Below are 26,536 nucleotides of genomic sequence, written 5' to 3'. Positions count from 1 at the left end.
CGCACTGCACACGCAATTTCGGTCGGTCTGATGCCTCAGGCCGCGTCGATGGCTGCCTCGAAACTACTCTTGTACTGGGGCAGGGCGGCGCATTGCTTCAGGTGCTGCCATAGGGCGTCGCTGTCATGGCTGCCGGAGCCGGCCCGCCTAAAGATCCGGATCTCCAGTTCCAGCGACATCTGCTGGCCGCCGATCTGTGCCAGGCGCCCCTGCCGCATCGCCTCGGCGACGCAGATCTGCGGCAGCCAGGCGACGCCGCGTCCGGCAACGGCCATATGCTTCAGACCGTCGGCAAGGCCCGACTGGTAGACGGTGCTGAGGTTGAGCGGGCGGCGCCAGCGCGATTGAATGAGTGTCGCGAGCTTGCCGATATAACCGTCGCTCCAGGAATAGGCGAGGTAAGGGATTTCCGTGGTCTCCGGTCCGTCGATGTCGAAGAGGGGCCGGCCGCTGTCGTCGGTTCCCGAGACCAGAATGAGCCGATCCTTGCCAATCTGCAGGGATTCGAAGGGGCCACCCTCCAGCACCGGTGGGCCATCGGGATGCACATAGGTGATGGCGAAATCGCACTGGCCGGAACACAGATGATCGATGCTTTCGAGAAAGTCGGCGGCGTGCATGCTGGTGCGAAGTGGCAGGCGCGAGATCAGCGGCGAGCCAATCCACTTCGGGAAGAAGTACATCGCCAGCGTATGCAGCGAGGTGAAGGTGAGCATGGCCGAGCTTTCGCCGGCGACATTGCGGCAATCGGTGCGCAGCCTGTAGGCTTCGCGCACGAGCCGCTGGCAGCCTGGCAGAAACATTGTGCCTGCCCGCGTCAACTGTACCGGATAGGTGCTGCGGTCGATCAGATCGGCGCCGATCCAGTTCTCCAGCGACTTGATGCGCCGGCTGAAGGCCGGTTGGGAAATGTTGCGCGCCGTCGCTGCCGTCGAGAAATTCCTTGTCGCGGCAATTTCCAGGAAATCTTCAAGCCATTGCAGTTCCATGCCGGCCCTCATGCGTGTTTTGCATAGTCTATCCTAACTACACATTGGACAGACCCGCAAGCGCTCTTCTAGCCTCCCTTATAACGAGAAGAAAACTTCCGCCTCCACCAAATGGGAACAACGATGAAACGCACCTTAGCCCTAGCCCTCAGCCTGGGGCTCGGCATCGCGGCTGCGCCCGCTATGGCCGAGACCAAGAACCCCGGCACCTTCGTCTTCATGTGGACCGACGACATCCAGTCGTTCGATCCGGCCTATATCGCCAACACGCCGAGCTCCTACGGCTCGCTCAACATCTACAGCCGGTTGCTGAACTTCAACGGCTCGAAGATCTCCGAGTTCGTGCCATCGCTTTCGACCGAGGTTCCCTCGCTTGAAAACGGTCTGATCAAGCAGGCTGACGATGGCTCGGTGAGCTATACCTTCCCGATCCGCAAGGGCGTCTTCGCCCATAAGGTCGGCGTCAAGGGCGCCGACGGCAAGATCACCTGGGAATACTACGACAAGCTGACCGACGCCCAGAAGGCGACGATCGAACCGGGCTACGGCCAGATCACGCCCGAAGACGTGCGCTACTCGCTGCTGCGCGCCATTCTCCAGGGCCAGTCGTGGATGTCGAATGCGATCACCGAGGTGATCACCGCCGGCAAATACACCGATATCGCCAAGTGGGTCGAGACCGAAGGCGAGGTCAAATCCGTCAATGACGCCAGCCCCGAGGTCCTGCGCAAGGTCTATGACCAGCTTGCCTCGCAGATCGTCGTCGACGGCGACAATGTCACGCTGAAACTGCCAAAATCGTTCCCGGCGACGCTCGGCGTGATCGCGCTGCCCTTCGGCACCTCGGTGCTGGACAAGGAATGGGTCGCTTCGGTCGGCGGCTGGGATGGTTCGGGCGACACCTGGAAGGCCCATTACCGCCCGGAACTCGGCGCCAATCCGCTGTTTGCGGAGGAGAACGGCACCGGCCCCTTCATGCTCGAGGAATGGGACCGCACCGACCGGCGCATTACGCTGAAGCGCTTCGACAACTACTTCATGGGCCCGGCCAAGCTCGAGCGCGTGGTGATGCGCACCGTGCCGGAATGGACGACGCGGCGTCTGCAGCTTCTGTCCGGTGACGCCGATTTCGTCACCGCACCGGTCGAATTCATCGACGAACTCAGCAAGACCGAGGGCGTGAAAGTCATCGACGGTCTGCAGAAGGTGTTTTCACGCGGCGTCTTCTTCGCCTGGCCGCTCGACGACAACGACAATCCGGCCATCGGCAGCGGCAAGCTCGACGGTGCCGGCATTCCGCCGGACTTCTTCGCCGACATCGACGTGCGCAAGGGCTTCAACTATGCCCAGAACTACGATGCGCTCTTGACCCAGGTGCTGCTCAACAAGACCGTTCAGTCGCGCGGGCCGACCGTGCGCGGCATCATGGGCTACCGTCCGGACTCGCCTGTCTACAGCTACGATCCCGCCAAGGCCGAGGAACACTTCAAGAAGGCGTTCGACGGCAAGCTCTGGGATACCGGCTTTGCCTTCACCGCCTATGTGACCGAAGGCAACCCGCAGCTGACGGCGGCACTGTCGGCACTGCAGCAGGGGCTGTCGCGCATCAACCCTAAGTTCAAGATGCAGATCCAGGCGCTGCCATGGGCCTCCGTTTCCGACAAGCTCAACAACCGCGAAAAGCCGGCAGCACCCTTGACGGTGATGGGTTGGGGTCCTGACTATTCCGACCCGGGTGGCCCGCTCGGTGCTGCCAGCTACTACCTCTCGCCCACGGGTCTCGTCGGCGGCATGGTCGGCCAGGGCTACCGCGACCTGATGGCGGAGAAGTTCAAGCCGCTGCTCGACGAAGCCTGGGCCTCGGTCGATCCCGCAGTCCGCGAGCCGATCTACGCCAAACTGCAGGAAATGTCGTACGAATACGCCACCACCCAGTTCCTCTGGGAAGACTTCGGCTACGTCGTCACCCGCAGCAACATCGATGGTTATGTCGACAACATGATCCTCTACGGCGCCTGGGATTTCTACCCGGTCACCAAGGCCAACGACTGATTGGCGACGAGCACGCTGGGCTACAAAGTCCGGCGTGCTTTTTTCATTTTCCCTGAAATCGGAACGTGTGAACCGTGCTGAACTACGCACTCAGACGACTGATGATGCTGCCGATCGTTCTCTTCGCGCTGTCGTTGATGATCTTCGCGCTGCAGATGTCGCTTTCGCCGACGCAGAGACTGGCGGCCTATGCGCCGTCGCCTGACTATCTCAAGGGCGGTCAGGAAAGCATCCGCAGGATGATCGAGCAGTATGGGCTCAACGATCCCTTCTATATCCAGTACGGCCGCTGGATCGGCGGTATCCTCACCGGCAATCTCGGCTGGTCGGAGACAGCCCGCCAGCCGGTGTCGACGGCGCTGATGTCATTGTTTCCCGCGACGCTGGAACTGGTGGTGCTGGCCTTCGTCCCCTGCCTGTTGCTCGCCGTCTTCCTAGGATCGCGCGCCGGCATCTATCTCAACCGTTGGCCGGACCACGTCATCCGCATCTTCACCATTCTCGGCTGGTCGTTCCCTGTCTACGTTTTCGGCCTCTTGATGCTGCTGATCTTCTATTCGGCGCTCGATTGGTTCCCGCCCGGCCGGCTAAGCCAGTGGGCGCAGACCGTGGTCAGCACCAGCGACTTCGTGCGCTATACCGGCGCCAACACAATCGACGCGCTACTGAACGGCAATCTTGCGGTCTTCGGCGATGCACTTCGCCATCTCGCCGCACCCGTCATCACGCTGACTTACGTGAACGTCGCCAGCATGACGCGGGTGATGCGCACCTCGATGCTGGAGACGCTCCGCCAGGACTATGTGCGCACCGCCCGCGCCAAAGGTCTGCCAAGACGCGTGGTCGAGCTGCGCCATGCCCGACGCAACGCGCTTCTGCCGCTTGCTACCATCGCCGGCATGGAGCTCGCCGTCATGATGGGTGGTGTCGTCATTACCGAGACCATCTTCGACTATGCCGGTCTCGGCCAGTTCGCCGCCAAGACCGCCGCCAATCTCGACTTTCCGGCAGTGCTCGGTTTCGGCCTCTATTTCGCGGTCGTTCTGGTGGTCATGAACCTGATCGTCGACCTCATCTATCCGTTGCTCGATCCGAGGGTGAAGACGCAATGAAGTTTCTTCGTTACCTCGCACGCAATCCGGTGTCGCTGTTCGGCGTCGTGATCCTTACCGCCTTCGTGCTGATCGCCGTCTTCGCGCCCGTTCTGGCGCCGCCGCAGAGCTTCCAGCTTTCGCCTTATGACACGCCGCGTGCCGGCTTCCTGGCAACGCCGCAACCGCCTTCGCCGGAGGCCGTTTTCGGCACGACGCAGGGCCAGTACGACATCTTCTACGGCGTCGTCTGGGGCACGCGCACCGCATTCAAGATCGGGCTCGGAGTCGTGGCGATTTCCGTCCTGATCGGCACCGTCGTCGGGGCGGTCGCAGCCTACTACGGTGGCGTCATCGAGGAGGTGCTGATGCGCATCGTCGACGTGTTCATGGCGGTGCCGTTCCTGATCGCGGCGATGGTGCTGACGGCGCTGCTCGGCAAGGGCATCGTGCCGATCACCATCGCGCTCACCACATTCGGCTGGATGAGTTACGCCCGAATTGTCCGAAGCGAGATCCTGAGGATCCGCGAGATGGATTACATCCATGCGGCCCGCAGCTACGGCGCGAGCGACCTCAGGCTGATCGTGCTGCATATCCTGCCCAACGCCATGTTCCCGGTGCTGGTGCTCGCGACGATGGCAACCGGCTCCATGGTGCTGTCGGCGTCGGCGCTAAGCTTCCTCGGTGTCGGTACCGAAGAAGGCTATGCCGACTGGGGTCAGTTCATCGCCTATTCGCGCAACTGGATCGTCGGCCAGCCCGGCAATCCCTTCCAGTTCTGGTACACGCTGGCTTTCCCAGGTGCCGCCGTCTTCCTGTTCGTGCTGTCGTGGAACCTTGTGGGTGATGCACTGCGCGACATGCTCGACCCCCGCCACGCCCATTGAAACTGACTCTTTTAAGACCCCAATCCGTTTAAGGTTCAAGGAGCATTCCCGATGTCCTCTCTGTCTGCCGCCTCGATCGAGCTGTTCGAGGATCTGATCCGCTATGAGGTCGAAGACAAGGCGATCCCCTCGATCTCCTACGCCCTCGTCGACCGCGACGGCGTGCTTGCCGAAGGCCATGTGCAGCGTCATGACCGCCATTTCGCCATGGGCAAGGATACCTGCTTCCGCATCGGCTCGATCACCAAGACCTTCACGTCGCTGGCGATCATGCAGCTGGTCGAGAAGGGACTTGTCGATATCGACGTCGATGTCTCGACCTATCTGCCCGGCTTCAAGCCGGAGAACCCGTTCGCGGGTGCCGAGGGCGGGCCATACGGCTCGCTCATCAGCCTGCGCAAGCTCATGACCCATACGGCGGGTCTCGTGCGCGAGCCGAAGAGCGGCCACTATCTCGACGCCACCCGTCCGCCGCTCGAAGATACGGTCAACGAGCTCGCAAGCTCCGTCCTGAAGCAGGATCCGAGCCTCGGGATAATGCACTATTCCAACGCCGGCATCGCCGTCGTCGGGCGGGTGATCGAGACGGTGACCGGTCAGAGCTATTCCGACTATGTCGCCGCCAACATCCTGAAACCGCTCGGCATGGAGGGCTCGTCCTGCGGCATGGCGCCCGGCATCCGCGAGCGGCTTGCGCCCGCCGACATGTGGACGCTCGATGGCGATACGCCGGCACCGGTGTTCAGCCTCGGCGGCTCGCCGGCCGGCAATATCTTCTCCACCACCGGCGATATGGCGCGCTACGCGCAATGCCTGCTGCGCGGCGGTTTCGATACCGAGGGCAATTCCATCATCTCGCCGGCGTCGCTGCGCGAAATGTGGACGCCATTCGGCAAACGCCCGGGCGGCGACAAGGCGCTCGCCGGTTATGGCCTGTGCTTCGGCGCCGGCGAAGTCGACGGCTGGACCTCCGTCGGCCATGGCGGTGCCGTCTATGGCTATGCCTCGCAGATGATGTTGCTGCCGGTCGCCGGTGTCGGCGTGCTGATCTTTGCGACGCTCGATTTCGCCAACCAGATCGCCTCGCGGCTCGGCGTCGACGGCGTGCGCATCGTCCTTGCCGAAAGCAAGATGGGCAAGATGCCGGAGCGCACCCAGCGTCCGCCGGAGATCTCGGAGGCGCAATTCAAGACCCTGCCAGGCTATTACCGCGACGACGCCACGCAGGAGATCGTCGAGGTCAAGTCCAAGGACGGCAAGATCTACCTGATGGGCGAGGGCGTGCCGCACCAGATCCGCCCGGTCGCCGGCAACGACTTCGTCATCGACGGCCGCATTTACGGACGCGGCGCCGACTACGCCCATATGAACCTGTCCTTCCCCGAAGCCGGCAAGCTCGCCTGGAAGGATGCGACCTGGACCCGTATCGAGACGCCCGATGAGGAGACCGTGCCCGAGGCGATCGCGGCGCATCTCGGCGAATACGGGCCGGATTTCAACATCACCTACCTGACCTATAGCCATGGTGGGCTGAAATGCCTGATCGAGTACTTCTGCACCCACACCTGCGAGCCGGTCGAAGAAGGGCGGTTCCGCATGCATGGGCGGCTTTATGAAGACGAGATCCTCGAACTCGATGCCGTCGACGACAACGGCAAGCGCGGCATCCGCGTCGGGCCGATGTTCCTCGCGCGGCGCAGCCCGTCCCAGGCGGAAGCGGCGTGAGCCGGACCATGGCCACTCCGATCAGGATGGAGTCACCCTTGGGCGCCCGCATGTTCATCGGCGGGCGCGAGGTCGACTACTATTGCGGCACGTCCTACTTCTGCCTGCACGGCCACCCTGAGGTGATCGAGGCGGCCTGCGACGCCACGCGGCAGTACGGCATGGGGCCGGGAACGCTCGCCCATATGCAGGTCTATGCCGACCTGCAGGAGCGGCTGCGTGACTGGTTCGGCACGGAGGAGGTCGTCTATATGATCTCCGGCTACACCAGCCCGATGGTATTGCTGCAGGGGCTGCGCGACGATTTCGATGTCATCCTGATGGATTCCGCCACGCATTACAGCACGCGGGACGCGATCCCGACGCTCGGTAAGCGGATCCATGAGTTTCGCCACGCCGACCCGGATGACCTCGCAACGCAGCTATCATTGCATGTGAAGGCAGGCGAGCGGCCGGCGGTGCTGACGGACGGCGTTTTTCCGTCCTCCGGCAGGCTGGCGCCGCTTGTTGATTATCGCAAGGCGATGGCGCCCTATGAAGGGGCGCTTCTCTGCATCGACGATTCCCACGGCGTCGGCGTTCTCGGCGAAACCGGTCGCGGTTCGTTGCAGCATGCCGGGCTCGAAGGCGAAGGCAACTATCTTGCCGGCACCATGAGCAAGGCTTTTGGCGCGCTCGGTGGCGTCGTTCCCGGCGATATCGCCCTCGCCGAAAAGATCGCCCGCAACGCGATGATCATGCGCGGTGCCTCGCCGGCACCGCCCGGCCTTGCGGCGGCGGCTGCAGCATCGTTGCGGGTACTGCAAACGACGCCGGAAAAGCGTGCCAACCTCACCCGCAACATCAGGCATGTGCGCGGGGGGCTGAGGGCGCTCGGTTTCGAGGTCGCCGAAACGCCGGTGCCGATCGTGACCGTAAAGGGCGTAACCGATCTGGAACAACTGCGCGACCGTCTGGCCGAACACGACATCATTGTCCGGGTGCAGCAGGCGGGCGGCTATTCCGACGCGCCCAACGTGCCGAGCCTGCGGCTCGCGGTGTTTTCCGAACATTCCCCGGCTCAGATCGATCGGCTGCTGCAGTCGATGGCCGAGCTTATTTGAGAGATGAGAGAACAATCATGAAGGTTTTCATCAGCGCTGACATCGAGGGCACGGCGGGGATCACCGCTTGGGACGAGGCCAAGAAGGGCCATGCGGAATACGAGGAGTTCCGCGAATACATGACCGACGAGCTTGTGGCGGCTTGCGAAGGCGCAAAGGCTGCCGGTGCCAAGGAAATTGTGGTCAAGGACGCCCATTCGACGGCACGCAACCTGATCCTGTCGAAACTGCCGGCCTATGTCAGCATCGTCAGGGGCTGGAGCGGGCATCCTGACCTGATGATGTTCGGCATCGACAAGAGTTTCTCCGCAGCGCTTTACACCGGCTATCACAACAAGGCCGGCACCGACACCAACCCGCTCGCGCACACGCTAACAGGCACGGTCTCGCGGCTTCTGATCAATGGCGAAGTGGCGTCGGAATTCACGCTGAACGCCCTTTGCGCCGCGCGCTACGGCGTGCCTTCGGCGTTTCTTTCGGGCGATGCCGGCATGTGCGCCGAGGCCAAGGCGATCGCATCGGGTATCGGCACCGTTGCCACCAGCGAGGGTTTCGGTCCGGCGACGCGTTCGCTGACGCCGAAGGCCGCGGTTGCCGCCATTCGCGAGGGTGTGGAGAAAGCGCTTTCGGGGGATCTGAAAGCCTGCCTGCCGAAACTTGCCGACCGGTTCGAGCTGATCGTCGAATACACGACGCCGATCGAGGCCTATCGCGGTAGTCATTATCCTGGTGTCGAGCATGTCGCCGCACGCACGCTGCGTTTCGAGGCCAAGGATTTCTTCGAAATCCAGCGCGCCATCCGCTTCATCGTCTGAGCGAGGCAACGGGCGGCGGGCGCGACGTTGCATCGCGCCCAGCCGTACGACGGTGATAGGTCAAAGCCGCACGCAGGCAGAGCGATAGCGGTTCTGTCGGCAGATCGCCGGTGGTCGGGATGAGGAGGGCGCGATTACCCTCAAAGGTAAAGTTGTTCCCGAAATGAACGCGGAAAGTTTCGACAAGCATCGTCTTGCAGTTGAAGAAAACCGCGCATTGTCCCGGCGCCGATTTGACTACACCCAACCGGATCGTCGTTCCGCTTTTGCTTGCTTCCGTGAGGTAGGCCGGTTCTCCCCATTTGAGCGTTTCCGTCAACGGCCCGACACCCTCCGCCTCCGCCGCGACCATATAGATGAGATCGCGAACCTGCAGGAGGCGCGCCCGTACTGCTGCGGTGTGTTGCGCAAGCACCTCGGCGACGGCTGATGGAACTGCTGGGGTCGTCATGACGTCCTTTTCAGCGGTAGATGGATGTCGGTCCGCAATTCGCTCTGAGGCACGACGCGTGGGTCGTTGAGATAGGCTTCGAAGACCGGCGCATCGTCGGGCTCATGCCCGGATCCGGGCAGCCATACGCCGAGGAACCAGCGATAGGCACCGCGCATTGTCGCATAGGGACCGGTGTAGCTCAGCTTTGCATAGGAGCCTCCGCGCAGGACCGTTTCGGTCATTGGCGGGGCGAAGGTGATTGGACCGGCAACCGGCATGCTGGCGCGAGAGCGCAAGTCATCTTCAGGACCGAGATCAGGATCGCTGAAGAATACCCCGATCATCTCCGGTCGGTCCGGCAATGCCGCACGGGCCGCAAGTTCACCAAAGAGCCGACCCATCGCTCGGTCGATTTCCATGTAGGAGCCCCGATGGTCGACCGACGCACACCGTCGCTCAGTCAGGGTAACGACGCTCACCGGGAAGCGGTTTGTGTCCCCAGAAGCATTGGCCGCCCTGAAGGCGGCATGCGGACCATTATACCGATAGGCGGCGGGCGTCGTGCCAAAGGTCTCCCTGAACGCGCGCCCGAATGTGTCGGTTGAAACATATCCGGCGCGATCGGCAACAGTGCCGATATCGACATCCGAATTGGCCAGCCGGTCGGCAGCGCGCTGCAGCCGGAGCCTGCGAATGGTCGCCGAGATGGTCTCGCCGCGCATGGCCGAGTAGATCCGGCTCCAGTGATAGGGGGAGAGGCAGGCGACGTCGGCCAGTTCGTCGAAGGAGATGTCCTCTTCCAGATGCGCATAGACATGGTCGATAACCCTGTTCATCCGTGCATCGTAGCTCGCCTGCGTCAGTGCCTTGCGCATCGTTGTCCCCACGGCTCTCCAAACCATGAAGAGGTTTGCACAGGATGCACCGGCAAATCTTGCGGATTTGAAGATCTTGCCGATGTTAACGCCATTATTTGTCTTCCGAAGGCGCGCGGCCAGCGCCGCGACCCGTCCACGACATCCATTGGCGACGTGATGATGGCCGTCAGTAGCTGAGCTTGGGATACCAGTCCGTGCCACGGCCTTCAGGCGTCAGGTCCAGGATCGACCAGAGCGACGCGATGTCGGGCGCATCCCTCGGGTCCTGGCCTGGGTCGGCCATCTCCATCGTCATCTCGCTCGACCAGAAAAGCCTGACGGTCTCACCGTCGCGCTTGAAGACGCCAAGTGCCGGGTTTTCGCTTCCGTCCGCATTGATGAGGCCGAGATCACGGGCATAGTCGTCGCCGACGGTCTGGACGAAATCAAGGTCTCGCCAGCCTCGTTCTTGCGCGAATGCCAGTTGGCGTTCGACCGGGCTGCGGCCGAGGATCTTCAGCGCCACTCGCTGCTTGATGTCGGCGGCGTTGCCGTTCACCGCACCGAGCCAGTTCGTGCACATCGGGCAGGGAAGGGCGCGCTCTGGTCCGTACATCCAGAAATAGGTGACGAGCGTCTGCCTGTCGCCGAAGAGGTCGATCAGGCCGATTTCGCTGCCGTTGGCATCCTTGAAGCGATAATCCGTTTCGATCACCGGCCCTTCCGGCAGAGACCGCCGCAGCTCGACCAGCCGCGTCATTTGCCGTCGGAACTCGATTTCTTCGCGCAGCAGGGCCTGCCGCGCTTTTCTGTATTCCGCCGTTTCACCGGGAAAGGCCGACTTGCCCTTGGCTGCGAGATCCGGCGCCGGAACGAGTTGATCGAAGCCCATATCTTTGTCCTCGTCTTGTCGATCCCAACTAACGGCCTTGAGCCTTCCGGGTTCCCGAGCGGATGAAGGAATGTACGCGGTTGCCTGCAGGGCGCGTGTGGAGGGCTAGGGAAGAGACGTCAACCGTGCGGTTGCGTTGCGGACGTGCGCGGCGTGGCGCCGACAAGCCTCGTGCACAGGATCTGCAGCGCATGAACGCGCAGGAACAATGCCGGCACGAAAAGCAGCGAAAGGGCAGTGGAGGCGACGAGTCCGCCGATCACGACGATCGCCATCGGCGCGCGGAAGGCTCCGCCGTCGCCGAAACCGAGGGACACGGGAACCATGCCGGCGATCATCGCTGCGGTGGTCATGATCACCGGGCGTGCCCGCCGTTCGGCGGCAGTGACCACGGCCTCGCGGGGGGCGTGGCCCTGCCTGATCAGCTGACCCGAGAGATCGACGATCAGGATCGCATTCTTGGCGACAATGCCCATCAACATCAGTGCGCCGATCAGCACCGGCATCGTCACGCCGTTTCCGGTGAGAGCGAGCGCCAGGATGCCGCCGGACAGGGCGAGAGGCAGGGACAACAGGATCGTCAATGGTTGGAACGGGTTGCCGAAGAGGACGAGCAGGATCGCGAACACGGCGGCAAGCCCAAGCAGGACTGCGCGATGGAAGCTTGAAAAAAAGTCCTGCATCGACAGGGTCTCGCCGGCGGGCTGCAAGCTGATGCCCTTCGGCAAGGGGTTGTCTGCAATCCACGTCATCACCGCCGACAGGGCGGTGCCTGAGGAGACTGCCCCTTGCAGATCGGCAGTGATGTCGATGCGCCGCAACCCGTCGCGCCGTATGATCTCGGACGGGCCGGACCCCGCTACGACCTCGGCGACTGCCACCAACGGCACGACGTTGCCATCGGCGGTTCTCAGTGGCATGCCTTCTATCAGCGAAATGTCGATGTCATCTTCAGCCTCCACCCGTACCCGCACCGAAACCCGACGGCCCTGCAGATCGATGTGGGCCAGCTCGTGGCTGATATCTCCGACAGTGGCCACGCGCACCGCATCCGATAGCGCGTCGAGACTGATACCAAGTTCCGAAACGAGGTCCCGGTCGGGGGTGATCTGCAACTCGCTGCGAAGGGCGGGGGAAAGAGACGTCACGGTTCGGAACTCAGGCATCGCAGCCATCGCCGACGACAAGTTGTCGCTTGCCTGCTCAAGGCGTCCGGGCTGATCGCCGAGGAGAGTGAGCGAGAACTGGCGGCTGCCGGTCAAACCCAGTTCGCTGCTTCTGATATCCGCAATTGCTGCCAGTTGCCTGGTGACATCGGCGGCCACTTGTTGGCGGGTCCGGTTGCGTTCGCCCGGCGCCGTCAGCATCAAGTGAACGGTGAAGGCCTGCGGGTTCGGCGAGCCGACATTGAGATCGCCGCGGTAGGCGTAGATGTGTTGGACATCCGGGTCATTCTTCAGGGAGCCTGCGATCTCGACGGATTTTTGCATCATCGACGAGACGCTGGCGCCATCGGCCATGTCGATTGCGAATGCCAGGCGGGTCCCGTCCTCTGTGGGGATGAACCCGCGCGGCAAGGTCGGCAGTACCGCCAGGAACGGCACCGCGACGGAAAGCAGACCGAGCGCCAAAGTCACGAGGGTCATGTCGAGGTGGATGCGTTTCCCTCCCAGCGACACTGTCTTCCGGCCGATCGACAGTCGAAGCAGTTGCGAATAAATTCCATGGCTGCCTCCGGATTTTCTCGGCTTGCCGGGCGGCCCGGGCGTCAACAACGCCACTGCCAGCATGGGCGTGATCACGCGCGCGACCAGCAATGACAGAAGCGTCGCGACGGCGACGGTCAGTCCAAATTCCCGGAAGTATCGACCGGGTAGGCCCTCGACAAACGCCAGCGGCAGGAAAACCGCGACAACGGTCAGCGAGATCGCGATGACCGAGCCGCCGATCTCCTCCGTCGCATCGATCACCGCGCGCCAGATCGTCTTTCCCATCTCGCGGTGACGCGTGACGTTCTCGATCTCCACGATGGTGTCATCGACCAGCAATCCGATCGCCAGCGTCAAACCCAACAGGGAGACGAGATTGAGCGAGAAGCCAAGCGCTTCCATGGCAAGAAAAGTCGGGATCACCGCCAGCGGCAGAGCGATGGCAGCGATGAGCGTCGAGCGACGATCCCGCAGGAACAGAAAGACGACTGCGATGGTGCACAGCGCCCCCTCGGCCATGGTTCGCATCGTTCCGGTGAAATTGTTGCTAATGTAGCTGGCGTTCTCGTCGAGCAGCGTGAACTGCACGGCAGTCTCGGTATCGTCGAGACGTTGAACTGCGGATTTTATCTGCTCGAACGTCTCAACCTCGTTCGCCCGCTTTTCGGCAAAGATCGCCAAGGCGACGATCGGATCGGCATCGAGCGTCGCGAAACCCGAAGGCTCGCTCCAGGCATCCTCGATCCTGGCAATATCGGAAAGCCGGTCGCTGGATCCAGCGCCGGTTCTGACGGCAAGCGTGTCGAGATCCTCCACCGACATCGGCGCCGAGACCGTGCGGATCGGCTGATCGAAGCCGTTGGTCTTCATCGTACCGGAGGCCCGGTTGTCGCTGACGGCACGCAGTGCCCGGCTGACATCCTGCGGTGCAAGGCCCCGGGCGATCATTTCATCTTGCTGCAGCCAGACCCCGATCTCCCGCTCGCTGCCGCCAACCCGCACAATCCTGCCGACGCCCGGTACTTTCTCCAGGGCGGGGCGGATGTGGTCATCGACGCGCCTGGAGATCGCCGGCAGTGACAGCTGGTCGGAGCGCAGAGCATAGGTGGCGATTGCCAGACGTCGTATGTTGGCAAGCGCGATCGAAGGCTCCTCCAGATTGGCCGGCAACTGGATCCGGACCGCCGTCATCGTGGCCTGTATCCGTTCCAGCGCGACGTCAGGCGAAACGTGGGCGGCGAATTCTGCATTCAAAATGACGCTGCCGTCGCCGAGCGTGGCATCCAGACGTTCAAGCCCCTCGATGTCCTCGAAGGCCTCTTCAACCTTTTGCGCCACCTGAATTTCGAGGTCGCTCGGCGATGCCGCCTGCTGGCGCAACATGACTGTAACGACAGGGACCTCCATTTCCGGGAAGCGGTTGACCGGCAGCGCGGTCAAGGACAGCCACCCCATCGCCGTCAACACGAGAAACAGCGCAATGCCGACGGCGGGACGCTCGATTGACCATTTCGAGATGTTGATGGCCATCGGATGCCTCACAGGTTGGAGGCGATGACGGCGGCGGGAAGAACGGGCGTGACGCGCATGCCGGCGCGCACCAGGCCGCCCGACCGCAGGATGACCTGCTCGCCGGTCGATATCCCTGAGACGATCTGGACAGCCTCGGCGGTCGTGCGACCGGTGACGACAGCGCGCGTTTCGACGGTTCCGTTCGCCACCAGCTGCACCTGGCTGCCATTGGCCGTGGGCTGGACGGCGCTGAGTGGAAGGACGATCTGCATCTGCTCCGTCGTGCGGATTTCCGCGCGCGCAAAGGTGCCGAGCCTCACCGTGACGGTCGGCGGAAGGGCGATGCGGACACGCGCCATCCTCGTGGTCTGTTCGATCCGCGGCGAGAGATGCCGGACGGTGCCCGCGAGGGGTGCCTCGATCCCCGGGATCGCGATGGACGCTGCCGTTTCAGGCCGGATCCGATCCATCATGCGCATGGGAACCAGCGCCTCGAGCTCGAAAAGTCCGTCCTTGGCGATGCGAAACAGCGGCGTCTTGCCCGTGGCTATGTCGCCCACATGCGCGAAACGCTCGACGATGATGCCGGCTGCGGGCGCTCGTATGCGCGTTCGCTCGAGATGGGCAGTCAGTTCGCGATGCTTGACCAGCGCGATGGCGCGCTCCGCCAAGGCGACCCTCTTTGCCTGTTGCGCTGTGGCAAGCTTGGCTTCGGCGACAAGCACATCGGCCTGGCGTTGCTCGAGGACGTCCAGGGACGTTACTCCGGATTTTGAGAGTGGGTCGGCGCGTGCCAGTGCCTTGCTGGCGAGATCGAGATTCGTTTGTGCAAGTGCGATCGTACTGTCGCTTTGGGTCAACAGAGCGTTGGCGCGCTCGATCTCGACGTCGTTCATCGCGAGCGCGATCTCGTCGAGGTCGGACGTGAGGACGGCCAGGATGTGGCCCTCTTGGACCGTATCGCCTTCCTCGACCAGGATGGAGAGAATGCCGGCGCCCTCGCTCTCCGTCCCCACCAGCACGTCCTCGCGTGCGACGATCGACCCGGACACAGTGCTTGTGGTCGTGAGGGCGCCGGGTGAAGCATTGACGACCGATACGCTCATCACGGAGGCATCGTGGGCAGAGGTGCCACCGGTCGATCCCGTGGCGACCGCCATCGCTGACCCTGTGGTTGGGGAGAGATTGCCGACAACCATCGGGTAGGCTGCCGCAAGCAGGGCCGCAACAGCAACGAGTGCGACGGAACCGACCGCTCTGCGCCGTTTGTGGTTCGCTCCCAGCTTGGTTTCTGGCTGTCGGGCTAGCGGCGACGCATCTGAATGTATCGGTCGTCTGCGGATCATGACGACACCTCTTGCCTTTATGAGTGCATCTCGAGGAGGGGGGCGTCGTCGGCCGCCGTCGCGGGCATCATCGCCATCACTTTTCGACAGCCCTGGCATTGCGCGGGGTCGGGCAGAGGCAGCCTGTTTGCCATGCGCCAGCGCGGCATCGTCGGTCCGATCGGCCGGGTGCGCGCGAGGTGATGCTCCGACCAGACCGTATCGAGCGCATCAACCAGATAATCGATGTCTTCGTAACTGTGCAGCGGCGACGGGGTGATCCTCAGCCTCTCGGTGCCGCGCGGCACGGTCGGGTAATTGATCGGCTGAATGTAGATATCGAAGCCGTCGAGCAGCCGGTCGGAAACGGCCCGGCATTTTGCTGCGTCGCCGACGACGACGGGAACGATATGGCTCGGATTGTGCATATGCGGGATGCCGGCGGCGTCGAGCTTGTCGCGCAGCATCCGCACCCTGTCCTGCTGCGCCCTGCGCTCGCTCTCGCTGGTCTTCAGATGCCGGAGGGAGGCGAGCGCACCGGCCGCCAGCATCGGCGGCAGCGCGGTGGTAAAGATGAAGCCGGAGGCGAAGGAACGCACGAAATCGACGATCGGCCCGGTCGAGGCAATATAGCCACCGACAACTCCGAACGCCTTTCCGAGCGTCCCCTGGACAATCGTCAGCCGATCCATGACGCCGTCGCGTTCGGCGACGCCGGCGCCACGGCGACCATAGAGCCCGACCGCATGGACTTCATCCAGATAGGTCATGGCATTGTAGTCGTCGGCAACGTCGCAAAGCTCCTTGATCGGTGCGATGTCGCCATCCATCGAATAGACGGATTCGAACGCGACAAGCTTGGACCGATCGGGCTCGACCTGCTCCAGGCAGCGGGCGAGATCTTCCGGGCTGTTGTGCTTGAAAACCCGATAGTCCGCGCGCGAATGCCGGATACCCTCGATCATCGAGGCGTGATTGCCTGCATCCGACAGAACGACGCATCCCGGCAAGTTGGCTGCGAGCGTCGACAACGCCGCCCAGTTCGAGACGTAGCCGGATGTAAACAACAGTGCTGCTTCCTTGCGGTGCAGATCGGCCAGTTCGCGCTCAAGCAACACGTGCGCGTGGTTCGTGCCTGCAATGTTGCGCGTGCCGCCGGCGCCGGCGCCGGACGTATCCAGCGATTGGTGCATGGCACTTCGGACTTTTTCGTGCTGTCCCATCCCGAGGTAGTCGTTCGAACACCAGACGATGACCTCGCGAACGCGATCTCCCTCGTGGAGTCTGGCATGTGGAAAAGCGCCGGCCATGCGTTCGATATCGGCAAAGACGCGATATCTCCCTTCCTGGCGCAGTCCCTCCAGGGCGTTGGTAAAAAAGACACCGTAGTCCATTGCCCCCTCCTCAGTGCGGTTGCCCGCGCTGTTGGCTCAATCTGTCCAGAATGGTCGATTTCGAGCCCTCGTATGGTAGGGCCTTCAAGGAAGGCGTGACACAGACTTAGGTTCCGCGAGGTTTTCGACGTAGGTGCCCGCCCTGCCAGACCAAAGTCCGATGTAAGATCTTGCCATTGACGTTGCGCGCGGGGAGAAGGGCTGCGAGGATCGCGCTGACCGTGGCCACGACCAGGATGACGACCTTGGCGCAACCGGCTGCGAGCGCGGAAGCCCGCGCGAAAGGGAGTGAAACTTGATTTCCTCCAGGTGAACGACAAGGTTTCGTCCGAAGGGTCTTCGGTCCTATGACCGGCATGACCGGTTTCGCGCCATGAAAGACGGCCTATTCGCCGGCGACGACGAGCCCCTTCACCGCGGCCGCAAGCGCTTCGAAGCCGGGCTTCTGACGGGCCTTGGCATCGGTGATCAGGTGGGCCATCTCGCCGGTCTCGCAGAAGACCGAACGGCTGACGACACCAACCTTGGAATGGTCGGCGAGGATGATCGTCCGGCCGGAATTGCGCACCATGGCGCGCGCAATCTCGGCGCCGTGGAGGAAGTAGTTCATCGCGCCCATCGTGGCGTCGACCCCCCAGGGAGCAAGGAGCGCAATGTCCGCGCGGTAGCGCTGGATATCGTTGATGGTTGCCTCGCCAAAGGTCTCCATCGGATCCTGCTTGACGTTTCCGGCGAGCAGGATGACGCGCGTGCCACGCGAAAGCTCGCCCGACCGTTCCGTCAGTTGGCTCGCCACGTCGATGGAATTGGTGAGGATGGTGAGGTTGCTAAGGCCGCTCGGGCCGGCGAGTGCCTCGGCCATGGTCGAACTGGTCGAGCCGGCATCCATGAAGATGGTCTGGCCGCTTTCGAGGAAGCCGAGGGCGGCCGCGCAGATCGCGCGCTTCTCTTGAAGACGTAGCGTGATGCGCACGCCGAAGGTCGTGTCTTCCCGCGTTACCGGAACAGCGCCGCCGCGCACCCGACGCAGCTCTCCCGCCATCTCCATTTCCATGAGATCGCGGCGGATCGTTTCGCGCGACACGCCGAAATCATCGACGATGCGGTCGATCGATACCTGGCCATAGGCCGCAAGCAGCGAACGGATTTTCTGCTGACGCTCTTCTTGCCACATCACGAAGCCTCCCTTGCAGCTTCTTGATATGCGACGCCTCGCATTGCCACAAGCGCCATATTGCTCGCCGCATAAAAACACATATTGCCACTAAAAACGCATATTGCCACATTCGACAATTGCCTGTACGTAGAGCACACAGGTCGGAATTGCCCGATCAGCATCTTCAATCAGTCGGAGCCAAAGCCGGCGCCCAACCTGCATGCATTGCGGGAGCGATGGCGGCTGCCGGCAAACGGGAAAGCGTAAAACTGAGAATGACCAGCGCCGCCCTCATCGAAGACAAGCATGTGGCATTCGCCGCGGAACTGGCGGATGTCGCCCGGGCTGTTCTCAAGGAAAACCGCATGTCGCGGGTCGATGTCTCGGTCAAGGCGGACCGCAGCCTTGTGACCGCGATGGACATCCTCATCGAGGACCGGCTGCGCGGCATGATCTCATCACGGTATCCCTCCCACGGCATCATTGGCGAGGAGCGCGACTGGGTCCGCCCCGGCAGCGAACATGTCTGGGTGCTCGATCCGATTGACGGTACGACGGCTTTTATCGCCGGCATGCCGGTCTACGGCACGTTGATCGCGCTTGCCATCGGCGGTGTGCCGCGCCTCGGCATCATCGACATTCCGGCAATCGATTCCCGCTGGATCGGCGCTGAAGGCCGGCGCACGACGCGCAATGGCCAGAGGGTCGGCGTGCGTTCCTGCTCCTCGCTTGGCGAGGCGATCATGACCAACAGCAACCAGGATTATCTGGCACAGAACGAACGCCCCGCGCTCGACCGGCTGCGCGCGGCCACCAGTGCGCGGGTCTATGGCGGGGCGAGCCTCAACTATGGCCTTCTTGCCGATGGGCGCACCGATCTGGCGCTCGATGGCGGCCAGAAGGTTTTTGATTTCGCGCCCTTCCGGCCCATCGTCGAAGGTGCCGGCGGTATCGTCACAGACTGGGCCGGCGCGCCGCTGACGCTGGAAAGCTCCGGTCAGCTGCTGGGGGCGGGTGACGCCAGGGTGCACGCCCAGGCGCTCGATCTCGTCAAGGACATGAAATCCGGCTCTGCCGTTTCGGCCAACGCATAAGCCTGAAGACAAAGAAGAGGGAACTCATGGGCATAGCGATCTCCAACCTGTCGGTGCGATACGGCGCCGAGACCGTCATTTCCGGCCTGTCGCTGGATATTCCACAAGGCTGCTTCTTCACGCTGCTCGGTCCCTCCGGCTGCGGCAAGACCACACTGCTGCGCACCATTGCCGGTTTTGCGCCCGCAAGCGGCGGCCAGATCCGTTTCGGCGGCCGCGACGTCACCGAACTGCCGCCGCACAAGCGCGCGATCGGCATGGTGTTCCAGGACTATGCGCTTTTTCCGGACAAGACGGTGGCCGACAACGTCGCCTACGGTCTGCGCGCCCGTGGCGAAAAGGGCGAGGGCGTCGAGCGCAAGGTGAAGGCCGCACTTGAGCGGGTCGGCCTCGGCCATCTGCTTTCCCGCCACCCGGCAGCCCTTTCCGGCGGCCAGCGCCAGCGCGTGGCGCTCGCCCGCGCGCTGGTGATCAAACCGACGGTCCTGCTGATGGACGAACCGCTCTCCAATCTCGATGCGAAACTCCGCGTCCAGATTCGCGAGACGATCATCGAATTGCAGCGCGAGGCGAACATCACCACGGTCTTCGTGACGCACGACCAGGAAGAAGCGCTGTCCATGTCCGATCTGATCGGTGTGATGAACAAGGGCAAGGTCGAGCAGTTGGGCACGCCGCAGCAGATCTATGCGACGCCCCGCACCGGCTACGTCGCCGATTTCGTCGGTGCTGCGAACCGCACCGAAGTTGCCGTGCGCTCGACCTCTGCGGGCATCGTCGAGCTTGAAGTCGCCGGCAGCCGCCTGCTGGCGACGGACGCGCTGGAGGGCCCAGCCGAGCACGGCATCCTCGTTCTTCGACCGGAAGACCTGAAGATTTCGTCAGCGCCGGCTGCCGGCCTGCAATCGTTGCCGGCGATCATCCGTGGCCGACAATATCTCGGCGCCCGGACCAGCTACAGCGTCGAATGCGCAGGCGGCCTCGCTCTCAATGCGGAACTGCACGGTGCAGGGCACGACGCCTTCCTGCCGGGTGCCTCTGTCTACCTCGGCTTCGATCCCGCCGCGGCACGGGTGATCCGGTCATGAACCCGTCTCTTCTGCGCTCCCCCTGGCCCTGGTTTTCCGCGCTGGCGCTTGCTCTACTCGGCGTCTTCGTCGTCTATCCGCTGCTTTATATCTTTACCGCGAGCTTCTTCGGAGACGGCGGCTCGGGCTGGGTCCAGCTCATGCACGATGGGCGCAGCCTGGCGGCCATCTGCAATACCCTGGTGCTCGCCTGCGTCGTCACGCTGTGTTCGACGCTGATCGGCGTGCCGCTCGCCTATGTCTCGGCGCGCTTCCGTTTCCGCGGCAAGCTGCTGATCACGCTGTTGCCGCTCATCACGCTGGTCATTCCGGAAGTCGTGACGGCGCAGACCTGGTTGATGATCCTTGGTAACAACGGCGTCATCACCCGCTTCCTGAAAGGCCACGGGATCTTCCTTCCGAGTTTCTACGGCTGGTTCGGCCTCATCACCTCGATGAGCTTCATCTACTACACCTATGTCTATATCGGCACGGTGGCAGCCATCGGCAAATTCGATGCGCAACTGGAGGAGGCCGCCCAAAGCCTCGGCACGGCACCGGTGCGCTCGCGTTTCCATGTGATGTTGCCGGTCATCCGCCCGGCGATCCTTGCCTCGGCTCTGCTTGTCTTCACCATGGTCGTCGGAAATTTCGCAATCTCGACCATCCTTGGCCACAACGTGCCGCTGCTCTCGGTCGCCATCTACCAGGCGGCCGTGGCGGAGGGTGCGAGCAACCTTACCATGCAGAGCACGCTTGCCAGCACCTCCGTGTTGATCGTCATGGGTCTGCTCTTCGTCAACCGCCGCATCATCGCCAGGGGCCGCTACGAGATCGTGCAGGGCAGGGGCGCCAAGCCCCAGCCGCTGAAGGGCGGCCAGGGCGTGGTCGTCAGCGCTGCGGCGGGTTTCGTCGTCGCCATCTCGCTGTTGCCGCTCTTAACCATTGCCGTCGGCGCCTTCACGCTTTCGCGAGGCCCGGTCATGCGCTGGGGGGAGTGGACACTCGACAACATGGCCCGCGTCTTCATCACGGCGCCCGGCCCGCTGGTCAACTCTATCCTCTACGCCGGCATCGCCACGCTCATTTCGGTCGCCTTCAGCACGCTCGTCAGCTACCTCGTCGTCAAGAAGCCGAACCTGGTAACGCCGCTGATTGACTATGTCTCGGCCATACCATTGGCGCTCTCGGGCACCGTTCTCGGCGTCGGGTTGCTCGCCTCCTTCAACGGCGGCTTCCTCTCGCTGACCGGCACCTCAACGATCATCGTGCTCGCCTATGTCATCCGCCGCATGCCCTTCGGCATGCGCAACGGCCAGGCCATCCTGCACAACATCCCGAACTCCATCGAAGAGGCGTCCATCAGCCTCGGCTCGCCGCCGTTCAGGACGTTCCTGCGCGTGGTGCTACCGATGATGCTGCCCGCCGTCGCCTCGGCTGCGATCCTGACCTGGACGACCACCGTTTCCGAACTCTCGGCTTCGCTGCTTGTCTATTCCGGCGGCCGCGAAACCTTGCCGATCCAGATCTTCCGGCTGATCGACTCGGGCCTGATGGCCTATGCCTCGGCCTATGGCCTGGTGCTGGTTGCCGTGATCCTGCTGCCGGTCGTGATCGCCACGACCGTGTTCAAGGTGGACCTGTTCGGCTCGAAGTGAAGATCAACGACCATCCGGCCGCGTGAGGGACGCGGCCGATCTCAGACCAACCAGGAGGAACTGCCATGATGAAACTTGCCGCAACGACCATGCTTCTTGCCGGCTTTGCCGCCGCAGACGCCGCCGCTGCCGATCCCGTGATCTACACCACCAACCCGGTCCCGGCCGTCGAGGCCGTGCAGGCCGTCATCAAGGAGAAGGCCGGGCTGACGACCGGCATCATTACCGGCGGCAGCGGTGTGTTGCTGCGCCGCATCGAGGCGGAGAAGGCCGCTCCCCAGGGCGACGTCTTCTGGTCGTCCTCGGCCAACACCATGGGCGCTTTCAAGGATGTGCTCGAGCCCTACACCTCGCCGGAACTGGCCGCCATGCCTGCGGACCTGCGTGTTCCGGAAGATTATTTCCAGCCCGCCAACGTCCATGTCGTGACCGTGATGGTAAACACCGACCAGCTGAACGGTTCCTCAGCGCCGGCCGACTGGAAGGACCTTGCCGATCCGTCCTGGAAGGGTCGTATCGTCCTGCCCGATCCGGCCAACAGCTCGACCGGCTACACGATCGTCTGGGGTCTGTCGAAGCTGCTTGATGAAGCGACCTACAAGGCGCTGGTTGCCAACCTCGTCGTCAGCAGTTCGTCTTCGGCCGTGCCGAAGGGCGTGGCCATGGGCGAATATGCCGTCGGCATCACCTTCGAAACGAACAGCTACAGCTATGTCGACGGCGGCCAGACGGAAATCAGCATCGTCTACCCCTCCTCGGGAACCTTCACGACGCCGGAATTCGCCGCTCTCGTCAAGGGCGCGCCGGCTGGCGACAACGCCAGGAAGACAATCGATACGCTGCTCTCCAAGGAGGCGCAGATCGAGCTGCTGAAGGTCGCCTTTCGCCGTCCGAGCCGCACGGACATCCAGGTTTCCGACTTCGTGAAGCTGCCGGAACTCGCCTCGATCAAGGTCTTCAAGATCGACGAGGAAGAGGCCGCCCGCAGCCGCGACACATTCCTCGCGGAATGGGCGGCTCTGCCGAAGGCCGGTTCGAGCAAGTAACGATCCTGCCACGCAAGGAAGCCGCCTCGGGTTCGCGCCCCAGGCTGGCTTCTATGCAGCGTGTGGTGGCGTGCGGGCAACTCTCCCGCCCGCACGCCACCATCCCTTGACCTCCCTTGCACCGGGCCTGACGTCTTTGCCTGCGTCGGGCTGCGTTCTTGGATCAACTCCACGGCACTGCGGCTCATTCCGCTCGGCGAATGGGGCGCCGGGCGCTATGGTGCCGATCTCAAGCAAGTGGAGACTAACAAATGACCGAGAAAGCTGTTTTGGCTGGTGGCTGCTTCTGGGGAATGCAGGATCTGATCCGCGCGCTGCCCGGCGTCATCGAGACCCGCGTGGGCTATACCGGCGGCGATGTCGCCAATGCCACCTATCGCAACCACGGCACACACGCCGAAGCCATCGAGATCGTTTTCAATCCCGAGATGATCAGCTATCGCCGCATTCTGGAGTATTTCTTCCAGATTCACGACCCGACCACGCTCGACCGGCAGGGCAACGATATCGGCACCTCCTACCGATCGGCGATTTACGTTCTTGGGGATGAGCAGCGGCGAATAGCCGAAGATACCATCGCGGATGTGGATGCGTCGGGCCTTTGGCCAGGAAAAGTCGTGACGTCGGTCGAACCGGCCGGCGCTTTCTGGGAAGCGGAACCGGAGCACCAGGACTACCTGAAGCGCTATCCCAGCGGCTACACCTGCCATTTTCCGCGGGCGAATTGGGTGTTGCCCAAGCGAGAGGCGGCCGCCTAGGCTGCCAGCCTGCCTGGCAACGGTGGAAGGCGTTCCGGCTCGAAAGCTGGAACGCCGTGGCCGTTGCGGACCCATGCCGATCGGTGGCCCGCCGGGAACGAACGGCTCCAAGCGCCTCGCTCGACGGTGCCGTCGACATCACCCGGCCGGACCCGTCTCTATCTCCAATGATCTTCGGCCACCCTGTAAATCGCGATGGCGCGCACGATCCGGATTGCAGCGCCTTGAATGTTGACGCAAGCGCGAATGGAACATATAGTGAACAAACATGAAGAAATCACTCAAAGAACGGCTCGCAATCCTTTCGGATGCGGCAAAGTACGACGCCTCGTGCGCTTCGAGTGGAACCGTCAAGCGAAGCTCGGCGGATACCGGCGGGTTGGGCTCGACGGAAGGCTCCGGCATTTGCCATGCCTACGCTCCCGATGGCAGATGCATTTCGCTCCTCAAGATACTGCTGACGAACTTCTGCATCTACGACTGCGCCTATTGCATCAACCGATCGTCAAGCAATGTCGAGCGGGCCAGGTTTACGGTCGAAGAAGTCGTCTGGCTGACGATGGAATTCTATCGGCGCAACTATATCGAAGGGTTGTTTCTCTCATCCGGTATCATTCGGTCATCGGATTACACGATGGAAGAGATGGTCCGCATCGCCCGGGCCTTGCGCGTTGACCACAATTTCTCAGGATACATTCATCTGAAATCGATCCCGGAGGCGTCGCCGCTCTTGATCGAGCAAGCCGGCCTCTATGCCGACCGGCTTTCCATCAACATCGAACTTCCGACCGACGCGGGTCTTGCGGCCTACGCGCCGGAAAAGCGGCCGGCTCACATCCGCAGATCGATGGGGGAGCTGCGGCTGAAGATCGATGAGGCCAATGACGCGACACTGCAGACCAAGCGAAAGAAGCGTTTCGTCCCGGCAGGTCAAAGCACGCAGATGATCGTTGGGGCCGACCAGGCCAACGACCGCGTGGTCCTTACAACGAGCGCCAGGCTCTATGGCAGTTACGGATTGCGCCGGGTGTACTATTCGGCCTTCAGTCCCATTCCCGATGCATCCCGCAAACTGCCGCTGATCAAGCCGCCAATGATGCGCGAGCACAGGCTTTATCAGGCGGACTGGCTCTATCGTTTCTATGGGTTCGAAATCGATGAGATCACCGCCAACCAGCCGGATGGCATGCTCGATCTCAAGCTTGACCCCAAGCTTTCCTGGGCGCTGGCCAATCGGCATTTTTTCCCGCTCGACGTCAATTCCGCGTCGAGAGAGGCGCTGTTGCGCGTTCCCGGCCTTGGCACGAAGGCCGTCAGGGCCATTCTTTCCGCACGCCGTTTGCGCCGTCTGAGGTTGGAGGATCTCGCCCGGCTGCACGTCTCGGTCAAGAAGGTGCGTTCATTCCTGTCGACGGAGGGCTGGACGCCGAACAAACTGATCGACCGATCGGATTTGCGCTCGATGTTCGAACCCAAGCCCGAGCAGCTGGATCTGTTTTGATGCGCGTCGTCGGGCTTGAGGGGCGGGGGGGACTGGGCGAATGGCGCGAAGCGGCGCGCAGGCTGCTGCTCGCAGGCGTACCGCCAGAGGCGGTTGAATGGCGTCAAGGGACCGATGCAAGCGCCGATTTGTTTGATCAGGAGCGGGGTGTATCGGAGCAGAAAGCGGCGCTGAAGGATGCCACGCCGGCGTTGACGGTGCCCAGGCTGTTCCTCGATCTTGCGGCCACTGCCATCTGTCATGCCGATCCGGTTCGGTTCGGCGTTCTCTACCGGGTCCTCCACCGACTGCAACGGGACCGCAACCTGCTGGATGTCGCAACGGATGGCGACGTCGCCACCCTGCACGCATTGGCAAAATCGGTCCGGCGCGACAGCCACAAGATGACGGCATTTGTCCGCTTCAAGGAGGTCGGCCCGTGTGGAGACGCCGAACGCCGACGGTTCGTCGCATGGTTCGAACCGGATCACTACATTGTTGCCAGGGTCGCACCGTTCTTTCACAGGCGGTTCTTCGACATGGATTGGATGATTGCAACGCCGCGCGGCATCGCCGCCTGGGACGGCAAGGTCTTGGAGGTGTCGTCAATCCCGGGCCAAAAGACAGCCTTGTCGGACGACACCGAAGAACTCTGGCGCACCTATTTTTCCAGCATCTTCAATCCTGCGCGACTGAAGGTGAGGGCGATGCAGGCGGAAATGCCGAAGAAGTATTGGAAGAATCTGCCGGAAGCCTCGCTTATTCCCGCGATGATCGCAGGTGCCGAGGCAAGCGTCGTTGCCATGGGCGAGCGAATGGCACGGGACCCGCCGGCCTTTCATGCGCGTATTGAGGCCGCAGCAAACGCGCCGCGCGATGCGCCACCGCCGTTGCGCGGTACATTGGAGGAGCTTCGTGCCGAGGCTGCTGGTTGCACGCGGTGCCCGCTCCATTGCAGCGCCACGCAGACGGTGTTCGGCGAAGGGCCGGCCGATGCCCCAATCATGATCGTCGGCGAACAGCCCGGAGACCAGGAGGATCTGGCAGGGCGACCCTTCGTCGGACCGGCCGGCAGGCTTTTTGACGCGGTGGCGCATGAAGCCGGGCTCGATCGCCGTTCCCTCTATATCACCAATGCCGTCAAGCATTTCAAATACGAGATGCGCGGCAAGCGGCGCCTGCACCAAAGGCCCAATGCTGGCGAGGTGGAACATTGCAGATGGTGGCTCGACCTCGAACTGGCACTGGTGAAGCCGAGCCTGGTCGTGGCGATGGGTGCGACAGCGCTGTTCGCCCTCACCGGCGAACGCCCGAAGATATCAGATGTCAGGGGAACGATACGGCGCTCAGAACATGGTCCGGCCGTATTTGTCACAGTTCATCCATCCTTCCTGCTGCGCATTCCCGATGCCACCCGCCGAGAGGTCGAGATGGCCCATTTCAAGCAGGACCTTGCCGCGGTCGCCGCGCTTGCAGCGCCAAGGGCATGA

Annotated in this window: 21 protein-coding genes; 13 read left to right on the top strand and 8 right to left on the bottom strand. The window is 62.7% G+C overall.

What is annotated here, in order from left to right:
• Positions 1-35 precede the first annotated feature (35 nt).
• A complete protein-coding gene (locus tag HT585_RS16360; protein ID WP_176353919.1) occupies positions 36-989 on the bottom strand; it encodes a LysR family transcriptional regulator in 954 nt (317 codons plus the stop codon).
• A gap of 123 nt (positions 990-1,112) precedes the next feature.
• On the opposite strand from HT585_RS16360, the gene HT585_RS16355 reads away from it, so the two are divergent.
• From HT585_RS16355 to HT585_RS16330, 6 genes are all read left to right on the top strand, one after another.
• Positions 1,113-3,041, top strand: coding sequence for an ABC transporter substrate-binding protein (locus HT585_RS16355; protein WP_176353918.1), 1,929 nt, complete (start codon positions 1,113-1,115; stop codon positions 3,039-3,041).
• A gap of 74 nt (positions 3,042-3,115) precedes the next feature.
• On the top strand, positions 3,116-4,153 hold the full coding sequence (locus tag HT585_RS16350; RefSeq protein ID WP_343214004.1) for an ABC transporter permease: 1,038 nt from the start codon (positions 3,116-3,118) through the stop codon (positions 4,151-4,153).
• Positions 4,150-5,022, top strand: a complete 873-nt coding sequence (locus tag HT585_RS16345; protein WP_176353917.1) for an ABC transporter permease — start codon at positions 4,150-4,152, stop codon at positions 5,020-5,022. The genes HT585_RS16350 and HT585_RS16345 overlap by 4 nt, the downstream gene beginning before the upstream one ends.
• 51 nt (positions 5,023-5,073) lie before the next feature.
• Positions 5,074-6,747 carry a serine hydrolase domain-containing protein gene (locus HT585_RS16340; RefSeq protein WP_176353916.1) on the top strand — a complete coding sequence of 558 codons (1,674 nt, stop codon included), beginning with the start codon at positions 5,074-5,076 and terminating at the stop codon, positions 6,745-6,747.
• A gap of 38 nt (positions 6,748-6,785) precedes the next feature.
• Entirely contained in the window at positions 6,786-7,850 is a 1,065-nt protein-coding gene (locus HT585_RS16335; protein ID WP_246707703.1) for an aminotransferase class I/II-fold pyridoxal phosphate-dependent enzyme, read from the top strand.
• 17 nt (positions 7,851-7,867) lie between these two features.
• A complete protein-coding gene (locus tag HT585_RS16330; protein ID WP_176353914.1) occupies positions 7,868-8,665 on the top strand; it encodes a M55 family metallopeptidase in 798 nt (265 codons plus the stop codon).
• Here HT585_RS16330 and HT585_RS16325 read toward each other — a convergent pair.
• The 7 genes from HT585_RS16325 to HT585_RS16295 form a co-directional block, all read right to left on the bottom strand.
• Positions 8,655-9,116, bottom strand: coding sequence for a DUF1801 domain-containing protein (locus HT585_RS16325; protein WP_176353913.1), 462 nt, complete (start codon positions 9,114-9,116; stop codon positions 8,655-8,657). The genes HT585_RS16330 and HT585_RS16325 overlap by 11 nt on opposite strands.
• Positions 9,113-9,973, bottom strand: a complete 861-nt coding sequence (locus HT585_RS16320; RefSeq protein WP_176353912.1) for an AraC family transcriptional regulator — start codon at positions 9,971-9,973, stop codon at positions 9,113-9,115. Before HT585_RS16320 ends, HT585_RS16325 begins: the two co-directional genes overlap by 4 nt.
• Before the next feature lie 169 nt (positions 9,974-10,142).
• Positions 10,143-10,847: a DUF899 family protein gene (locus HT585_RS16315; protein WP_176353911.1), complete on the bottom strand. Its 705-nt coding sequence runs from the start codon at positions 10,845-10,847 to the stop codon at positions 10,143-10,145.
• A gap of 119 nt (positions 10,848-10,966) precedes the next feature.
• Positions 10,967-14,086 (bottom strand): efflux RND transporter permease subunit, encoded by a 3,120-nt coding sequence (locus tag HT585_RS16310; RefSeq protein ID WP_176353910.1) that lies wholly within the window; start codon positions 14,084-14,086, stop codon positions 10,967-10,969.
• Between the two features lie 8 nt (positions 14,087-14,094).
• Positions 14,095-15,228: an efflux RND transporter periplasmic adaptor subunit gene (locus HT585_RS16305; protein ID WP_176353909.1), complete on the bottom strand. Its 1,134-nt coding sequence runs from the start codon at positions 15,226-15,228 to the stop codon at positions 14,095-14,097.
• Between the two features lie 203 nt (positions 15,229-15,431).
• Positions 15,432-16,787: a 5-aminolevulinate synthase gene (gene hemA / locus HT585_RS16300; RefSeq protein WP_176353908.1), complete on the bottom strand. Its 1,356-nt coding sequence runs from the start codon at positions 16,785-16,787 to the stop codon at positions 15,432-15,434.
• A 385-nt stretch (positions 16,788-17,172) separates the two neighbouring features.
• The gene (locus HT585_RS16295; RefSeq protein ID WP_176353907.1) at positions 17,173-17,961 is read right to left on the bottom strand and encodes a DeoR/GlpR family DNA-binding transcription regulator; all 789 of its coding nucleotides are present in this window, start codon (positions 17,959-17,961) and stop codon (positions 17,173-17,175) included.
• A gap of 257 nt (positions 17,962-18,218) precedes the next feature.
• On the opposite strand from HT585_RS16295, the gene HT585_RS16290 reads away from it, so the two are divergent.
• From HT585_RS16290 to HT585_RS16260, 7 genes are all read left to right on the top strand, one after another.
• Entirely contained in the window at positions 18,219-19,037 is an 819-nt protein-coding gene (locus HT585_RS16290) for an inositol monophosphatase family protein (protein WP_176353906.1), read from the top strand.
• 26 nt (positions 19,038-19,063) lie between these two features.
• A complete protein-coding gene (locus HT585_RS16285) occupies positions 19,064-20,125 on the top strand; it encodes an ABC transporter ATP-binding protein (protein ID WP_176353905.1) in 1,062 nt (353 codons plus the stop codon).
• Complete coding sequence (locus HT585_RS16280) at positions 20,122-21,762, top strand: ABC transporter permease (RefSeq protein ID WP_176353904.1); 1,641 nt, start codon at positions 20,122-20,124, stop codon at positions 21,760-21,762. The genes HT585_RS16285 and HT585_RS16280 overlap by 4 nt, the downstream gene beginning before the upstream one ends.
• A 65-nt stretch (positions 21,763-21,827) precedes the next feature.
• A complete protein-coding gene (locus HT585_RS16275) occupies positions 21,828-22,808 on the top strand; it encodes an extracellular solute-binding protein (protein ID WP_176353903.1) in 981 nt (326 codons plus the stop codon).
• Positions 22,809-23,059: 251 nt separating this feature from the next.
• The gene (msrA, locus tag HT585_RS16270) at positions 23,060-23,566 is read left to right on the top strand and encodes a peptide-methionine (S)-S-oxide reductase MsrA (protein WP_176353902.1); all 507 of its coding nucleotides are present in this window, start codon (positions 23,060-23,062) and stop codon (positions 23,564-23,566) included.
• A 268-nt stretch (positions 23,567-23,834) separates the two neighbouring features.
• The gene (locus HT585_RS16265; RefSeq protein ID WP_176353901.1) at positions 23,835-25,067 is read left to right on the top strand and encodes a putative DNA modification/repair radical SAM protein; all 1,233 of its coding nucleotides are present in this window, start codon (positions 23,835-23,837) and stop codon (positions 25,065-25,067) included.
• Positions 25,067-26,536 (top strand): UdgX family uracil-DNA binding protein, encoded by a 1,470-nt coding sequence (locus HT585_RS16260; RefSeq protein ID WP_176353900.1) that lies wholly within the window; start codon positions 25,067-25,069, stop codon positions 26,534-26,536. The genes HT585_RS16265 and HT585_RS16260 overlap by 1 nt, the downstream gene beginning before the upstream one ends.

Source organism: Ensifer oleiphilus (genome assembly GCF_013371465.1).
Lineage (GTDB): Bacteria > Pseudomonadota > Alphaproteobacteria > Rhizobiales > Rhizobiaceae > Ensifer > Ensifer oleiphilus.
This window is presented reverse-complemented; position numbering and strand designations above follow the sequence as displayed.

Bases quoted from the DNA above. Each gene is read 5' to 3' on its own strand.
- hemA (WP_176353908.1), bottom strand. From the start codon at position 16,787: ATGGACTACGGTGTCTTTTTTACCAACGCCCTGGAGGGACTGCGCCAG.
- HT585_RS16320 (WP_176353912.1), bottom strand. From the start codon at position 9,973: ATGCGCAAGGCACTGACGCAGGCGAGCTACGATGCACGGATGAACAGG.
- HT585_RS16280 (WP_176353904.1), top strand. From the start codon at position 20,122: ATGAACCCGTCTCTTCTGCGCTCCCCCTGGCCCTGGTTTTCCGCGCTG.
- HT585_RS16290 (WP_176353906.1), top strand. From the start codon at position 18,219: ATGACCAGCGCCGCCCTCATCGAAGACAAGCATGTGGCATTCGCCGCG.
- HT585_RS16310 (WP_176353910.1), bottom strand. From the start codon at position 14,086: ATGGCCATCAACATCTCGAAATGGTCAATCGAGCGTCCCGCCGTCGGC.
- HT585_RS16285 (WP_176353905.1), top strand. From the start codon at position 19,064: ATGGGCATAGCGATCTCCAACCTGTCGGTGCGATACGGCGCCGAGACC.
- HT585_RS16260 (WP_176353900.1), top strand. From the start codon at position 25,067: ATGCGCGTCGTCGGGCTTGAGGGGCGGGGGGGACTGGGCGAATGGCGC.
- HT585_RS16275 (WP_176353903.1), top strand. From the start codon at position 21,828: ATGATGAAACTTGCCGCAACGACCATGCTTCTTGCCGGCTTTGCCGCC.
- HT585_RS16355 (WP_176353918.1), top strand. From the start codon at position 1,113: ATGAAACGCACCTTAGCCCTAGCCCTCAGCCTGGGGCTCGGCATCGCG.
- HT585_RS16265 (WP_176353901.1), top strand. From the start codon at position 23,835: ATGAAGAAATCACTCAAAGAACGGCTCGCAATCCTTTCGGATGCGGCA.
- HT585_RS16295 (WP_176353907.1), bottom strand. From the start codon at position 17,961: ATGTGGCAAGAAGAGCGTCAGCAGAAAATCCGTTCGCTGCTTGCGGCC.
- HT585_RS16315 (WP_176353911.1), bottom strand. From the start codon at position 10,847: ATGGGCTTCGATCAACTCGTTCCGGCGCCGGATCTCGCAGCCAAGGGC.
- HT585_RS16325 (WP_176353913.1), bottom strand. From the start codon at position 9,116: ATGACGACCCCAGCAGTTCCATCAGCCGTCGCCGAGGTGCTTGCGCAA.
- HT585_RS16305 (WP_176353909.1), bottom strand. From the start codon at position 15,228: ATGGCGGTCGCCACGGGATCGACCGGTGGCACCTCTGCCCACGATGCC.
- HT585_RS16345 (WP_176353917.1), top strand. From the start codon at position 4,150: ATGAAGTTTCTTCGTTACCTCGCACGCAATCCGGTGTCGCTGTTCGGC.
- msrA (WP_176353902.1), top strand. From the start codon at position 23,060: ATGACCGAGAAAGCTGTTTTGGCTGGTGGCTGCTTCTGGGGAATGCAG.
- HT585_RS16330 (WP_176353914.1), top strand. From the start codon at position 7,868: ATGAAGGTTTTCATCAGCGCTGACATCGAGGGCACGGCGGGGATCACC.
- HT585_RS16360 (WP_176353919.1), bottom strand. From the start codon at position 989: ATGGAACTGCAATGGCTTGAAGATTTCCTGGAAATTGCCGCGACAAGG.
- HT585_RS16340 (WP_176353916.1), top strand. From the start codon at position 5,074: ATGTCCTCTCTGTCTGCCGCCTCGATCGAGCTGTTCGAGGATCTGATC.